The sequence below is a fragment of the Rhodococcus sp. NKCM2511 genome (genome assembly GCF_014905595.1).
In the GTDB taxonomy this organism is placed as follows: domain Bacteria; phylum Actinomycetota; class Actinomycetes; order Mycobacteriales; family Mycobacteriaceae; genus Rhodococcoides; species Rhodococcoides fascians.
The window spans coordinates 1439070-1454505 of record NZ_BNHJ02000001.1; the positions used below are offsets into that span (position 1 = coordinate 1439070).

The 15436-nt window shown below is 63.5% G+C and carries 9 protein-coding genes and 1 pseudogene; 5 read left to right on the forward strand and 5 right to left on the reverse strand.

All coding sequences use genetic code 11. From position 1 onward, the window contains the following. Nucleotides 1-2 precede the first annotated feature (2 nt). The 3 genes and pseudogenes from JLZ96_RS06475 to JLZ96_RS06485 all read right to left on the reverse strand — a co-directional run. Nucleotides 3-1253 (reverse strand): annotated as a pseudogene (locus tag JLZ96_RS06475) (multidrug effflux MFS transporter); the annotation flags it as partial. Then, nucleotides 1228-1743, reverse strand: a complete 516-nt coding sequence (locus JLZ96_RS06480; RefSeq protein WP_201009681.1) for a hypothetical protein — start codon at nt 1741-1743, stop codon at nt 1228-1230. The gene JLZ96_RS06480 and the pseudogene JLZ96_RS06475, both read right to left, overlap by 26 nt. Then, the gene (locus JLZ96_RS06485) at nt 1734-3671 is read right to left on the reverse strand and encodes a primary-amine oxidase (protein ID WP_167325245.1); all 1938 of its coding nucleotides are present in this window, start codon (nt 3669-3671) and stop codon (nt 1734-1736) included. The genes JLZ96_RS06480 and JLZ96_RS06485 overlap by 10 nt, the downstream gene beginning before the upstream one ends. Nucleotides 3672-3952: 281 nt before the next feature. Here JLZ96_RS06485 and JLZ96_RS06490 point away from each other — a divergent pair, with 281 nt between their 5' ends. Then, nucleotides 3953-5926, forward strand: coding sequence for a GMC family oxidoreductase (locus JLZ96_RS06490; RefSeq protein WP_201009682.1), 1974 nt, complete (start codon nt 3953-3955; stop codon nt 5924-5926). A 72-nt stretch (nt 5927-5998) separates the two neighbouring features. Here JLZ96_RS06490 and JLZ96_RS06495 read toward each other — a convergent pair whose 3' ends face one another. Together JLZ96_RS06495 and JLZ96_RS06500 are read right to left on the reverse strand one after the other, a co-directional pair. Next, entirely contained in the window at nt 5999-6835 is an 837-nt protein-coding gene (locus JLZ96_RS06495; RefSeq protein WP_230591082.1) for an alpha/beta fold hydrolase, read from the reverse strand. A gap of 4 nt (nt 6836-6839) precedes the next feature. Next, nucleotides 6840-8288 carry an APC family permease gene (locus JLZ96_RS06500; RefSeq protein ID WP_032385621.1) on the reverse strand — a complete coding sequence of 483 codons (1449 nt, stop codon included), beginning with the start codon at nt 8286-8288 and terminating at the stop codon, nt 6840-6842. Between the two features lie 412 nt (nt 8289-8700). On the opposite strand from JLZ96_RS06500, the gene JLZ96_RS06505 reads away from it, so the two are divergent. From JLZ96_RS06505 to JLZ96_RS06520, 4 genes are all read left to right on the forward strand, one after another. Then, nucleotides 8701-9537 carry an alpha/beta hydrolase gene (locus tag JLZ96_RS06505; RefSeq protein ID WP_201009683.1) on the forward strand — a complete coding sequence of 279 codons (837 nt, stop codon included), beginning with the start codon at nt 8701-8703 and terminating at the stop codon, nt 9535-9537. Between the two features lie 142 nt (nt 9538-9679). Continuing rightward, nucleotides 9680-12790: an NAD-glutamate dehydrogenase domain-containing protein gene (locus JLZ96_RS06510; protein WP_201009684.1), complete on the forward strand. Its 3111-nt coding sequence runs from the start codon at nt 9680-9682 to the stop codon at nt 12788-12790. 144 nt (nt 12791-12934) lie between these two features. Then, on the forward strand, nt 12935-13819 hold the full coding sequence (locus JLZ96_RS06515) for a universal stress protein (RefSeq protein ID WP_201009685.1): 885 nt from the start codon (nt 12935-12937) through the stop codon (nt 13817-13819). 23 nt (nt 13820-13842) lie between these two features. Continuing rightward, nucleotides 13843-15396 carry an APC family permease gene (locus tag JLZ96_RS06520; RefSeq protein ID WP_201010676.1) on the forward strand — a complete coding sequence of 518 codons (1554 nt, stop codon included), beginning with the start codon at nt 13843-13845 and terminating at the stop codon, nt 15394-15396. Nucleotides 15397-15436 lie beyond the last annotated feature (40 nt).

Below are 15436 nucleotides of genomic sequence, written 5' to 3' on the forward strand. Positions count from 1 at the left end.
ACCAAGGCAACCGACGCCGCGAAAGCCATCATGGTCGCCACTGCGAGGGCGTCGTTGCCGAGGAGACCGACGACGGGTGCGGCTGCCGCTGCGAAGGCGAATTGGACGCCGCCGATCAAGGCCGACGCGGTACCGGCCAGGGACCCGTAGCCTGCCAGTGCTTGCGCCGGAGCGTTCGGTAGGACCGTGCCCATCACCGCCAAGATCAGCAGCACCGGCACCCCGAAACCGATCAACCCGCCCGTATCGGTCGCCGCCAAGACCACGAACACGACGGCAACGACGGTGCCGATCAGCAGCGCAGAGAGCAGAACGGTTCGAGTTGTCCATCGACGAAGAACGACGACGTTGAGCTGCGAAGCTCCGATCAAGACGACTGCGCCTGCGGCAAAAGCGATTCCGAACTGCTGCGGAGTGAGTCCGAAGCTACCTTGTAGGACGAACGGCGAGGCAGAGATGTACGCGAACATCACCACCCGGCCCAGGCCACATACGAGCACCATCGAGACGAAGGCTCGATCCGTGCCGAGGCGCGCGTAATTCCGCAGAACCGTGCGTGCACTGTTCTGCTGCCGCGCCGCCGGGGGCAAGGTCTCGGGCATCGCGAACGCACCGATCGCGACCGCCGTCAGTCCCAGAGCCGCGAGGATCACGAAGATCACGCGCCACGTAGACACTTCGACGACCAGGCCACCGATCGACGGTGCCAGGATCGGTGCCACGCCCATCACCAACATCAGCCGGGACATCATGACCGCAGCGGCGTTGCCCTGGTAGAGGTCTCGCACCACGGCCATGGCGAGGACCGCCCCGGCTGCACCTCCGAAACCCTGCAGGACCCGAAGCACTGCCAGCACCTCGATACCCGGCGCGACCACGCACCCGAGAGAGGCCGCAACATGGAGCAGCGACGCCACGATCAGTGGACGTCGCCTACCCAGTGCGTCCGACATCGGACCGATCACCAATTGGCCGACGGCGAAGCCGATCAGAGTGCCGGTCAGGGTGAACTGCACCGCCGTCTCCGATATCGCGAATTCGGTTGCGATGACGGGAAAAGCCGACAGATACATGTCGACGGTGAACGGACCGAGTGCGGTGAGCGCACCGAGCATCACGACCAAGCGAAGACGGCCCCGACCCGACGGTGCCGTCACCGCGGACGCGGAAACTCCGGTGCCGTCGGCACCGGAGTTTCCGTGTTCGCTCTCGGTCGCGGCGATGGATCTATTCACCGCCGGCACGCAGTGCACGCACCGATGCGCCCACTGCCAACACGACCTGAAGGGCTGCGAAGAACAACCCGGCCTGCATCAATCCCTCGAACGACTGCGCGGACAGAACACTGCCGGAGCCTGCCATGTCCATCGCCCCGTGCCCCATCGCAGCGTGATCCATGGTGCCGCTTTCCGCCGCCGTGTGGCTCGAGTGGCCCAGCGACGTCGACATCAACGCCCAGTGCACAGTGAGCATCGCGATACCGAAACCGGCGGTCACGGCGTACTCGCGTACGCGGTGGCCGTTGCCTTTCCTGCACGTGAACGCCACGCACAGGCCGGACAGAACGAGCATCGGCACAACCATGCCGAGCATCGCCGTGCCCGTGACGATGAGCAACACGACGTGCACCACCAGACACAGAATGGCAACAGCGGCGAGGACGGCATCGACGAGATCGACTCCAGCCCTCGTTCTTTCGCGCCCGGGCGGCATGCCCACCACGGGCCCGAGGGTCAGTGACACGACGCTTCGCCCGGCTGGTCGTCTGCAGTGCTCCCGCCGTGTGCACTCGACGAAGCAGGCACGTCCAGCGCCGGGTTCTTGTCGAAGAAGTTCACCGGCAGCAGGTGGAAACCGACGACCTCGGTCGGCATGACCGGCCAGTCCTCGGCGCGCGGAATGTGTGTCACTCCCAGGGTGTGCCACAGCACCACATCCGTGTTGTCGGTCGCGCGATTTTCCGCAGTCCATCGGGGAAGACCGTCACCGGAGCGGCTCTGGTTCGGGAAGTCACCCGAGGGGCGCATTTCAGCGGGCGAGTACGGCGTCACCCACATGTTGCGGGTGCCGAAACCGGCTCGCTTGGCAATCAATGAGGGATCCTGCGCCAGCATCGTTGCCGACGACCAACCGGGCAGGAACTTGTAACTGACCGGATTGCCCCAGGCGTTCTTCTTGGCGGTGTTCATGATCTGCCAACTGCGAGACGACTGCGTGTTGGTGTGGTCGTCACCGGTCAATTCGCGGTCGATGACCGTTTTCTTGACTCCGATTGCGTTGCCGTAGGGATTGTCCGGGCCGACAGGCACCCCGTAGGCATCGTTCTGTACGACAGTGTTCTGCCATCCGTCGATTTCGGTATCGAGCCGGAACGAGAACAGATGCTGGTGGTAGCTGGACACGATGTTCTTGGCGATCCGGGTGCCGTGCGCAGAGGTCTCACCCTCTTCGACGGAGCGGGTCTGCACGATCCCCAGTAGCTTGACCTCCATTTGAATGGAGGCGTCCTGGTAGAAGTTCCAGTAGAAGCCGTAGTGGTAGTTGCCGACGGTGGCGATGAAGCTGACGACCAGGCGACGCGAGCGACGTACGTCGACCTTGCCGGTCATCCAGTCGGTGTGCTTCCACAGAATGCCCGCGTCCTCTTCGTGGATGCAGATCGCATTCTCGATAGTGGTCGGTTCACCGTTCTCGCCGGCATTCTCCGCGTCCAGGTAGACGATCTCACCGAGGCAGTCACAGCCGAGTCGAAGCGAATTGGCGAGCTTTCCGAGGCCGAACTCGCCGGCGTCGAATGCGCTGCGCCAGAAGTGCTCCTTGGACGGGTCGCCGTAGGGTACGACCATTTCGCCCAGGGACGCGCGGTGCAGAACCGAGCGGTACTCGTCCCCGTCCAGGTACTCCACCGCATGCAGCACCAGTCCCTCGAGCGGATGCCAGTTGATCCGGAAGCGCCACTTCTGCCAGGTGAGCTCGCGGCCGTCGATCTTGAATCCGACGCCCTCGGGCTGAGTGATGACGAGCGGGGCGACGTCGGAGCGCATCGGCTGGTTCGCGTCCGCCGTGTAGTTGGCCTGCTCGACGTTCATCGGCCGCACGCCGAAGTCGTGGACGTCGATGACCTTCAGCGCCACCAGATCGACCACAGCGATGACACCCTCGATGGGGTGCGCGTACCCGTTGTCGTCGGGAAAATCGCGGTAGTAGGAGACCGAGCCGGCCAGACGCCTGCCGTCGACGGGGTAATCGAGCACGCCGGGCACGGCCATGTTGCCGACGCCCCACGGATCGATCTGGACCTTGTCCATGTCGGTGATGCCGCGCAGCGCAAGCGCCTCGACGTATCGCGGATCCTGCTTGATCAGGTCGGGAGCAAGATCGAACTCCTCGAGCAGGACGGGTGCAGCACCGTCGGTGATAACGGAGGACGAGACCACGGCGTCGGCATCGAGATCGACGACGACATCGTGCGTCGTTCCGGACGCACGATCGACCAACAGAACCCTTGCGCGACGGGCGATCTCGTGACCTTCGCGGAGCAGTCGCTTGTCCGGCTCGTCGGTGTAGACCGCGGCGAACCCCGGCCTTTCTGCGATGGCCTCACGACGAACGACATCTGCGACGCGGCGAAACTCGTCGGATGTCAGGGAATCGAAGAGCGGATGACGCACGGGTGTTCCTTTCATAGCATTCATCTGGTCGAGATCTCGAGTCGCCAGCGTGTGCTTCCTACACAACCAGTGTGCGGTCGAGCGCGCAGCTCGATGTTTTGCTCAGCGGTCCTCGAGGCAGCCGGGCCTCTGTGTCGCGAGCTCCGCCCGGGCGGCCGCCGCACGCAGTATCGCGGGGCATCTGCCCCGATCACGCTGTGCCGGTTCGCTCACCGAGACTGCGGGCCCTGCGATCGATGGTCCAGGTGGACACTGGCGAATTCTGACTGAAAGGAGTTCTGGTGACTGTCGATTCCGCACGATCATCCTGGGACCGCCGTGTTTTGGCCGCACTCTGCGACACTCTGATTCCGCGAATCTCTGCGCCACATTCGGCCTCGACGGACGAGCAGGTGTTCTGGAGCACGAGTGCCTCCGATCTCGCCGTGGACCAGATTCTCGACTCGGTCCTCCCACTCTGGGCCCCACATGTGCACATCCTCGTAGGCCGCACCCTCGACGCCCTGTCGGAATCGTTCGCGGACAGCTCGCCCGATCGCCGCGACGAGCAGTGGCTGACGGTGCTCGCCGACCCGTCGACTCGTCCTGGCGCTCTGATAGTGCAGAGCACGGTGTTGGCAATGTTCTACACCGTGCCGGACGAGGCGTCGAAGAACCCGACGTGGCCGGCCCTCGGCTTTGCCGGTCCGTTGCTCGAACCGCCGACCGCAGTGCAGTTTCCGAAGACCTTGACCGTGGCCGAGCTACCCGACAACGGGTCGATCACGTTGACGGTCGATGCGGTGGTCGTGGGTTCCGGTGCGGGCGGCGGCGTTGCCGCGGCCCGTCTCGCGGCCGCGGGTATGAAGGTACTCGTACTGGAGAAAGGTGGCTATCGGAACGAGCCCGATCTACCTCAGTTGGAGGCGTTGTCGTTTCCGAATCTGTATCTCGGCGGTGGCTTCGTCTGGTCGACCGATGCCACCGTCGGCCTGTTGGCAGGCTCGACTGTCGGTGGCGGAACCACGGTCAACTCCATGGCGTGTCTCCCGACGCCCGAGTACGTACTGGACGAATGGGTCGAGGCAGGCATGGAGGGCGCGTCCTCGGACGAGTTCGGCCCGCACATCGAATCGGTGATGCAGCGGATCAACGCTGTACCCGCCAATACCGTGCACAACAGCGTCAACCGAATTCTCAATCGCGGCCTCGACGCTGCCGGACTCCAACGAAATACTTTGGCACGCAACGCCAAAGACAATGACGACCGATTCTGCGGCGAGTGCAATGCCGGTTGCCTCGTAGGATGCAAACAATCCACGATGAAAACTTTCCTTCAGGATGCCAGCGACTCGGGTGCGCAGTTGCTACCCCAGTGCGACGTCCAGGAAATCGTGCACGCCGATGGCCGCGCAGTCGGCGTCCGAGCGGTGGTGAACACTCCCGACGGAGACCGGGACGTACTCGTGGAGGCACCGATCGTCGTGGTCGCCGCGGGCGCGCTCGCCTCGCCCGTTCTGCTGCAACGTTCCGGGCTGGGTGGGCCGAGCGTCGGTCGAAACCTGCACGTTCACCCCTCGTACTTCGTCAGCGGAGTGTACGACGAGGTCGTGAAGGGTTGGGCCGGGCAGATTCTCACCAGCGTCAGTCACGACTTCGAGCACGTGGAAGGCGAACACGGATTCGTCGTGGAAGCCGCGCCCATGGGCCTCGGCTTCTGGACGGGTCTCACACCGTGGCACTCCGGTGAGCAACACAAGCAGGAGCAGTTACGCCTCGAACACGTCTCCGGAGTCTGGGGCTTCGTTCGAGATCACGGCTCCGGACGGGTGGAGGGCGACGCGCACGGAATGCCGGTCGTCACATGGGGTCTCGACGATCCGGTCGACCTGGCAGTCGTCCGCCGTACGCATCAGGAACTCGCGCGCATCCTCCGGGCATCGGGTGCCGAAGAAATTTTCACGTTTCTTCCGTCCGACCCTCGCTGGCGTCAGGGCGATGACTTCGATGCATTTCTCGACACGCTCGGCAGCCTGGACGCCACGGACATCCTGACGTTGTCGGCACACCAGAGCGGCTCCTGCCCTACCGGCCTCGACCCGACGACATCGGTGGTGAACGGCCGCGGTCGCCTCCACGATTGTTCCGGAGTCTATGTCGCGGATGCGAGCGCGCTACCCACTGCGCCTGGGGTGAACCCCATGGTGTCGATCGAAGCCTACGCACGCAGAACCGCGGAATTCATTGTGCAGGAATGGGACTCCGAAATCCCCTGACCGTCGCAGCGCACAAGCTCGAACGCTGGTGTGCATTGTGCACACCAGCGTTCGAGCTTGTCGACGTCGGTTTCAGCGATCCTTGGGCGTGTGCGTGTCGAGGAAGCCGACGACCGCGTCGGCCACCGGTGTCGGTAGTTGCTCCACCATGGGAATGGTGCCGCCCTCGATGACCACGATGTCGACCGTCGCTGCCTGCACGAGACCGTCCCGCACGAGGCCGACATCGGGGAAGGAGAACGGGTCCGCGTCGCCACCGAGGATGAGTACCGGGGCCGTCACCTCGCCGATCCGATCTTCCATGACGTACCGCGAACACGCGATATGTCCCTCGGCCGGATCCACCCCCGGCGCAAGCGCGTCGCGCACGAAGCGATCGAGTAGGTCCGGACGATTCGGCGGATAATACGGTTCTCGCTGGCCCCACCACGTCGTGAGATGGCCACCGTGCGAGTCGATTTCCGCGACGTCGACGCCGGGGCCGTCAGCGTGACCGGCACGGTATTCGGGGCCGGTGTAGGACGGCGACGACAGGATCACGGACTTCACCCGACCTGGTGCCGCACTGGCGACCTCCACCGCGACCACGGCCCCGGTGTGGTGACCCATCACCGAGAACTGATCGAGACCCAACGCATCCGCTAGATGCAGAACACCCGAGGCATACTGCTCGATCGTTTGCGGGCCAACAGGTTTGGCGGACTGACCGAATCCGTACATGTCCATGGCGATGATGCGACGGGACGGGCCGACGAGGGGCATCAACTCGGCGAATTCGTCCCACGAACGCGGGGTCTGGTGCAGGCAGATCAACGGGACTCCCTCGACTCCGGCTTCTGCATAGTGCAGTTGACCGAGCGGGGTGTCGGCGTAGCCGAAGCGCACGAGGGTCGTGGTGTCGTCGAGCACGGCTTCAGTCGACAAGGGTTCGGCCCATGTTCGCGTAGGTGTCCTGCCGGTTCTTGCGTGCGTACAGCGCAACCCCGATTGCCACCACGATCGTCGCGAGATGCAGCAACGGTAGACCGTTGATGATCACCGAATCGGTACCGGTGATGGCCGAGAAGTTGGACAGCGCGAAATATGTGATTGCTCCGAAACCGATCAGCGCCAGGGCCGGCGCAACCGTGTGGCCCCAACCGAATCGACGCTGCCGAGCGAAGAACACCAGCACTGCCAGCGATGTCGTGGTGATCAAGACCATCAGACCGACCGCTCCGAAACCGGTCAGCGCGGACGTGAGGGTCGTCAGAGGGTCGAGCCCGGCGACGGCGAAGACGATGACGACCGCCGTCTCGATCACATAGCTCGTCGAACCGGCAACCACCGGCGACTGATGGCGCGGGTGCAGGGTTCGCATCGACCGCGGCAGGAAGCCGTCCCGGCCCAGTGCGAACAAATACCGTGACGCTGCGTTGTGGAAGGCAAGCACTCCGGCGAAGCAACTCGTCACGATCAACGCCTCGAGTGTCGTTGTCCACGCGGAACCGACGAACTCGTCGCTGAGGTCGTAGACGAATGTGCCCGGGCTTGCGGCTGCCGCGGCGGTGGCGCCACTCGAACTGGCCAGGAATGCCCAGGACGTCAGGACGAAGAAGAAGCCGATGCATCCCATCGAAATGTACGTCGCACGAGGAACGGTGCGTTTCGGATCGCGTGCTTCCTCAGCGTAGATCGCTGTCCCTTCGAAGCCCTGGTAGCACGAGAACGCGAAAATCATCGCGACGCCGATGGCTCCGGGAACGAAAACCTGACTGGGACTGAACGATTCCATCGGAAAGCTGCCGATCCCGTTTCGCGCGATGATCGCAATGTCGAGCACCAGAATGACCACGAGCTCGACGACGAGGGCCACTCCGAGTACGCCTGCAGCAAGCGTGATCTTGCGATAGCCGAGCAGGAACACGATCACCAGGCCCACCAAGGTATAGACCCACCATGGAAGATCGATGCCGAAAATCTTGTTGGCGCTACCCGAGGCGAAGAAACCCATCGCGCCACTGGTGGCGCATGCCAGCGCGATGTAGGCACTGGTAGCGATGTAGGCACCGGCCAAGCCGACGGGACGCCCCAGCCCTCGCACGATGTAGGCGAAGAAGGCTCCGGCGTTCTGCACATAGGGAACCATCCGGGTGAAACCGACGGCGAACAGAAGCATGATGACGAGTACGAACACGTACATTCCGGGTGTACCGATACCTACCCCCAGTCCGATGGCGAGCGGCAGAATTGCCACAGCGCCTCCGGCGGGCGCAACCGTGGCCATCACCATGAACACGATGTGCGCGACATTGAGACTTCCCTGCGCGAGCTCGGTCGACCCCTCAGTCGTCGATGCGCTGCTCTGCGTACGTGGCACCATAGATTTCAACTCCTCCTGCGAACACCAAGGACGACGAGCGCCGTCGAATAGCGATCAGTGTGGAGAGATATTCACCTGGTCGCCATGTGAAAGGTCCGCTCAGTGACACCGAGGCCGGCCTCGACCCAGCTGGAACCCGCCATGAGCACCCGGTTTCGACGTTTTCGAACCGCTGGCCAGCGGTTCGCTGACCGGAATTACGTGCACCTCGATCCTTTGCCCGGGTGGTCCACACCAGCAACGTACCCGCCTGGTCGTGTGGCCCGGACGTGTACCGCTCGGTGTTCTGCATCCCCTACTCCGTCCAGGCGACGGTGCCCTCCCCGATGCGGACGACTCATCCATATTTCGGCGTGCGCAGTGGGCGAAGAATCCATCCCCCCTGAAGCCTGCTTCCCCTACTGTCGGCACCATGACCATCGATCGAGTACCTGTACCCGGCGGAGATCTCGTCGTCGAAACACACACCGGCACCAGCGAGCCCGTCCTCGTGGTGCACGGCGTGTCCAGCCAGCGCGTGCTGTGGGGCTGGCTGCGGGCGGAATCGCCACACCTGACACTGGTCGCACCGGATCTGCGCGGCAGGGGCGACAGCGTCGAGGTCACGGGGCCGTCGTCGCTCGCTCGGCACGCAGACGACCTGGACGCCGTCATGGATGTCCTCGGACTCGACGCTGCACACGTGTGCGGAATGTCCATGGGTGGATTCGTGGCAGTCGAGTTCGCGGCCCGGTATCCATCTCGAGTGAAGAGTCTCGTTCTCGTCGACGGAGGCGTTCCGGTGGCACCGCCCGCCGGTCTCACCCGCGAGACCGTCGGAGCTGTGTTCGCGGACAGAATTGCTCGAACTCAGAAGCATTTCGACGCCGTCGACGAATACGTCGACTTCTTGGTGTCGACGTCGCTGCCGCTTCTCGACCCGGCGGATCCACTCCTGCGGACGTACGCCGAACACGATCTGGTCGACGGGTCGGTGCGGCTGTCGACCGAGGCAGTCGTCTCCGACGCCGAGGATGTGTTCTTCGGCGAGTCACGGTTTCGAGAACTGACGATGCCGATTCGATTCCTACACGCGCAGTGGAGCATTGGTAAGAACTCGGCACCGATGTACTCGCCCGAAGACATCGATGCGCTCGACCTGACATCGATCACCCCGATGATGGAACTCGACCATGCCGGCACGATCATGACCTCGGCCGGTGCCGCCGCCGTGGGAGCACGAATCGACGAGGCGCTGCGGAACGGGTGATGAAGCAGCGCAAGGACCGGAATGGAGCGGTCCGACGACGTCGGCTGTCCATTTCGTCAGCTGTGTCGTGCGTCTCGTTCAGCCAGACTTAGCCGACAGTGAGCGTCGCCTCACCCTCGTCGAGCATGGTCAGGAGAAACAAATGAGCGGTGCCGGTGCAGTCCGGGAGGACAGCGGTGTGCGGCTGCGGTTCATCGACACTGCGGACCAACAGATGCCCGTTGCCATCCTGGAGTGGCAGCGTCGCGCTCCACTTCTCGCCGATCTGGTCGCATTGTTCGCCGATCTCGGGCTACGTGTGGCGAACCACGAGTTGTTGCCGTCGGGCGAAGACAGCGACGCCTTCGTTCACAGATTCGGTTTCAGTACCGATGAAATCGATTGGTCCGCAGCAACTCCGAACCTGCTGCGGGCTGCATTCGAGGCCGCCGCATCGGGCGATCTCGAGGTCGATGGCTTCACTCGCCTCATCGCATCGGCGTCCATCCCGTTCACCGACGCCGTTCTCGTTCGCGCCGCAGCCCGCTATCTCGGCCAGGTAGGGCTGGAGCTGTCCGAACCCACTGTGGTCTCGATACTGCTGCGGCACAGCGACTTCGTCCGAGGATTCTGCGCACTCTTCCATGCACGATTCGATCCCGACGTGACCGACCGCGACAGGCTGACGTCTGCCGCCGAGGACATTCTCGACACCGCTGTCGAGCGCACCTCGGCACTCGACGAGGATCGCTTGTTACGAGGACTGCGTTCTTTCCTCTCGGCAGTGTTGCGCACCAATTGGTTTCAGCACGACCGCACGGTAGGCGCCCCACCCGCAGCGTTCAAGATCGACCCGGCACGATTGTCCCTCGCCGCGGCCGTCACCCCGTACCGCGAAATCTTCGTGCACTCGCCGATCGTCGAGGGGAGTCACGTTCGGAGCGGTGCGATATCTCGCGGGGGCCTGCGTCATTCGGACCGGCACGACGATTTCCGCACCGAAGTACTCGATCTGATGAAGACGCAACACGTCAAGAATTCACCGATCGTGCCGATGGGTGCCAAGGGCGCTTTCGTGGTTCGAACGGAGACGACTCCCGAAGGTGTCCGCAACGCCTACACCGATTTCATAGAGGCTCTGCTCGATGTCACCGACAACGTCGTCGACAGCGCGGTGGTGCATCCGACGCGCACGGTGATCCGCGACGGCGACGACCCGTATCTCGTCGTCGCCGCCGACAAGGGGACTGCGCGATTCTCCGATCTCGCCAACAGCATTGCAGTCCGCCGAGGCTTCTGGCTCGGGGATGCGTTCGCCTCGGGAGGCTCGGCGGGCTACGACCACAAGGCCATGGGAATCACCGCACGCGGCGGGTGGCTGTCGGTACGACGCCACTTCGCCGAGAAGGGGATCGACGTCGATACCGATGCGTTCACGGTGGTCGGTATCGGAGACATGTCGGGTGATGTGTTCGGCAATGGCATGCTCCTGAGCCACGCCATCCGACTCGTCGGCGCGTTCGATCACCGGCACATCTTTCTCGATCCGAACCCCGACCCCGAGGTCTCGTACCGCGAACGGGAACGGCTGGCATCGATCGCCGGAAGCAGCTGGGCAGATTACGACACCAGGGCACTGTCGTCGGGCGGTGCGGTGTGGCCCCGTTCGGTCAAGTCCATCGAACTGTCACCGCAGATGCAGGCACGACTCGGAATCGATGTCGGCACCCTCTCCCCCAACGCACTCGTCGAGGCGCTGCTCACCGCCCCGGTGGATCTACTGTGGAACGGAGGGATCGGCACCTACGTCAAGGCCTCGACCGAGGGACACTCCGACTCCGCCGATCCGGCCAACGATTCCGTTCGCGTCGACGCGTCCCAACTGCATGCCCGGGTCGTCGGCGAGGGCGGCAATCTCGGCCTCACGCAGCGTGCTCGAATCGAATTCGCCCTTGCCGGGGGTTGCGTCAACGCCGACTTCATCGACAACGCCACGGGCGTCGCCACCTCCGATCGAGAGGTGAATCTGAAAATCGCGGTGGACGCGGCCGTCGCGGACGGCGAACTGTCCGTCACCGAGCGCAACAGGGCGCTGTCCCAGGTTCAGGACGAGGTCGCCGAGTCGGTGCTGGCCGATGCTGCATCGCAGACCCTCGCGATCAGCCTCGCCGAGGCCCACGCGCCGTTCTTGCTGGGCCGGCACGAACGGTTGATCGACAACCTCGAACGCGACGCGGGTATAAATCGAGTCGCTGCGGTTCTTCCCTCCCCTGCCGAGTTGCGGGCTCGACATCGCCTGGGGCAGGGATTGGTTCGGCCCGAGATCGCGGTGCTGTTGGCGCAGTCGAAGAACCTGGTGGCCACCGAATTGCTCGCCTCTCCCCTACTGGACGACCCGGTGTTCGACGGGGTACTGGCCGGCTATTTTCCAGAATCGATTCGTGTCCTGGTTCCTCACCACATCCGCAGGCACCCACTGGCGCGGGAGATCGTGGCGGTCGTCGTGACCGGACACATGATCGACCGCGTCGGGCCCGGCATGATTCACCGGCTGGAGGAAAGACTGGGTGTGGGCACTGCCGATATCGCGGTTGCGTATGCCGTGGTGCGCCAAGTTTTCGACATCGATCACCTGTGGGACGTCGTTGCCGATCTACCCGGAATCTCGCAGAACATCAGGCTCGACCTGCACTTCGGTGTCCAGGATCTGATCGAGCGGACAACGTCGTGGTTGTTGCGGAACCGCGACGAACATTCGACGCCGCTGGAGACGATCGAACGCTTCACGCAGCCGGTACGTGAACTCCGAGCAGCGTTGCCGGACTTGACCGGCGATCTAGTCGTCGATCAGAGCACACTTCGAATCCTCTCCGAAGCATTCGCATTGGAGACGACAGCCCGGTCGCTCGCCCGACCGGTAGCGCACGTGGCGCAGACGTATCTCGAATTCGGCCGCGTCGTGGGTCTGGACCGGTTGGTGGAACGGTCCTCTGTCGCCTCCGGTGGAGCCGACTACTGGGACGCCATGGCAAGCGCGATTCTGGTCGATGCGATTCGTGAGCACTGGCACAACATGACCGAGCAGGTCCTGTCGGAGGCGGTGCACACCGAATCTGCTACCGACGCCGTTGCAGCGTGGCAGGCTGTGCACACCAAATCCGTCGAACGATTGGCCCAGATGGTCGGTGAACTCCACAGCGTGGAAGGGCTGAACAATTCGCAAGTCTGCGTGGTGAGCGCAGAACTGTCGCTCGCCCTGTCTCGGTGCCGATGATTCGCAGGAGCGAAGCCCGCGGAGTGACCATTTTATGCAGGAGCGAAGCCTGCGGAGTGACCATTTGATGCAGGAGCGAAGCCTGCGGAGTGACCATTTCGTCACTACCTCTACCTGTTCGATCGAAACGAAGGAGCCGTCCCCATGCGCTTGATCGTCGGATATCTCGCCACCCCCAGCGGTAAGGACGGTCTTACCCTCGGGGTGCAGCTCGCCCGGAGCCTGGGTGCTCAGCTCGACATCTGCATGGTGCTACCGCCGGACCGCACTGTTGCGTCGAGAGTCCCCGCCGAAACCGGCTACGAGGACGTCCTGGTCACCCGAGCGCAGGGCTGGCTCGAGGAGGCAAAATCGTTGGTGCCGTCCGACATCGAGGTCGCCGTGCATGCGAGTTTCAACGATTCGTTCGCCCAGGGACTGCTCGACGAGGTGGCTCGGCTGGGGGCCTCGGCCATCGTGGTGGGTGCGTCCGGAGACGGCCTGCTCGGACGGCATTCCGTCGGCTCGGTCTCGACCGAACTGCTGCATTCGGCACACGTGCCGCTTGCACTCGCGCCGCGCGGCACCCGGCACTCGTCTGCTCGCGAGATTCGTCAGGTGACCTGCGCACTCGGGACCAGGACGGGAGCGGATGTGTTGCTCCGGACCGCGGTACGCACGTGCGAGAGAATGCACACTCCACTGCGGCTCGTGTCCCTGGTTGCGCTCGACCCCCGCAACGATCTTCGCGATGCCCGGGACAGCTACGACAGCGCGCGTGATCGTGCCGTCGCGCACGCACGTGCCCTTGTAGACGAGGCGAAATCCACCTTGCCGGAGGACTTTCCGTTATCGGTGACCATCGCGGACGGGTCGTCCGTCGAGTCTGCGGTGCGGACGCTCGACTGGCAGGACGGCGACCTCGTCATGGTCGGCTCCAGCCGCCTTGCCCAACCGCGCCGACTCTTTCTGGGTTCGACGGCAGCGAAGATGCTTCGCGTCCTGCCCGTCCCCATGGTGGTCGTCCCCAAGCAGGAGTTCGAATCATGAATCCGTCGACGGAAGGCTCGAACATGGGCAAGAACGCAAGCGGGCCCTCGCCCGCTGCCGGTGAAGTCAGCGCCAAGGGGCTGGCGACAGGCACAGTCGGCACCTTCTCGGGTGCAATACTCGGAATCTCCTCTGTAGCACCGGGTTACACTCTGACGGCAAGCATCGGCCTGATCGTCGCTGCCGTAGGCCTGAAGATGCCGGCAATCCTGATCGCGGGCTTCGTTCCGATGTTCCTCACCGCATATGCCTACCGCGAGCTGAACTCCGAGTCTCCCGATTGCGGTGCGTCGTTCACGTGGTCGACCAAGGCATTCGGACCTTACGTCGGATGGATGTGCGGCTGGGGCATGGTGATTGCGACGATCATCGTGTTGTCCAACCTTGCGGCCATCGCGGTGCAGTTCTTCTATCTGTTCATAGCGAAGTTGTTCGACACACCGTCGATCGCCGATCTACCGGGCAACAAGTTCGTCAATGTCGGTACGACGCTGGTGTTCATCGCAGCGGCTACCTGGATTGCCAGCAGAGGCATCACCACGAGCGAAAAGCTGCAGATCGTCACGGTCGGCTTCCAGATGGTTCTACTCGTCGTCTTCGCCGTCGTTGCGCTGATTCATGTCGGCGAAGGCGACGCTCCGGGCGAGGTCACTTTCGACTTGGACTGGTTCAACCCGTTCACAGGCGTGGCCGTCGGTGCGTTCGTCATCGGACTCACGGGGTCGATCTTCGCTTTCTGGGGTTGGGATACGTGCCTGACGCTCGGCGAGGAATCGAAGAACCCCAAGACGACGCCCGGCCGCGCCGGGTTGCTCTGCGTGGCAACCATTCTGCTCACGTACCTCCTCGTCGCGGTGGCCGCCATGATGTACGCAGGGGTAGGCGAGGACGGCCTGGGCCTGGGTAACCCGGACAACGCCGAGAACGTCTTCGGCTCTCTGGCCGACCCGGTGCTCGGCAAATGGGGCGGGCTGCTGCTGTTCCTGGCCGTGCTGGTGTCCTCACTGGCGAGCCTGCAGACCACGTTCCTCCCGGCCGCGCGAACGATGCTGGCGATGGGTTCCTATGGTGCCTTCCCCAAGAAGTTCGCCGAAGTGTCACCTCGCTTCCTGGTGCCTTCCTACGCAACCGTCGTCGCAGGGGCCATCACCGCAGGGTTCTACACAGTGGTCACATTCCTGTCCGAGCGCACGCTGATCGACACCATTGCGGCCCTGGGCATCATGATCTGCTGGTATTACGGCATCACGGCTTTTGCCTGCATCTGGTATTTCCGCGGCAGGCTGTTCGACAGCGTGCGTAACACCGTCTTCCGCTTCCTGTTTCCACTTCTCGGTGGCCTCATGCTGCTCGCCGTTTTCGTCATATCACTCGGCGAGAGCATGAATCCCGACAACGCCAGCGGAGCCTCGATCGGCGGCATCGGACTCGTGTTCTTCCTCGGCTTCGGCATCCTCGTCCTTGGCGCTGTGCTGATGATCGTCATGAGGTTCCGCCATCCCGCATTCTTCGAGGGCAAAACCCTCGATCGCAATACTTCCGCGTTGCGAGACGAAAGCGATCTGGCGGGCAGATAGCCGAGGCCCGAGAACGGCTCGAGTGCCCGACCTCAGTTGT

Coding starts and splice junctions, on each gene's coding strand:
- JLZ96_RS06500 (WP_032385621.1), bottom strand. CDS start 8,288: ATGGTGCCACGTACGCAGAGCAGCGCATCGACGACTGAGGGGTCGACC.
- JLZ96_RS06505 (WP_201009683.1), top strand. CDS start 8,701: ATGACCATCGATCGAGTACCTGTACCCGGCGGAGATCTCGTCGTCGAA.
- JLZ96_RS06510 (WP_201009684.1), top strand. CDS start 9,680: ATGAGCGGTGCCGGTGCAGTCCGGGAGGACAGCGGTGTGCGGCTGCGG.
- JLZ96_RS06515 (WP_201009685.1), top strand. CDS start 12,935: ATGCGCTTGATCGTCGGATATCTCGCCACCCCCAGCGGTAAGGACGGT.
- JLZ96_RS06520 (WP_201010676.1), top strand. CDS start 13,843: ATGGGCAAGAACGCAAGCGGGCCCTCGCCCGCTGCCGGTGAAGTCAGC.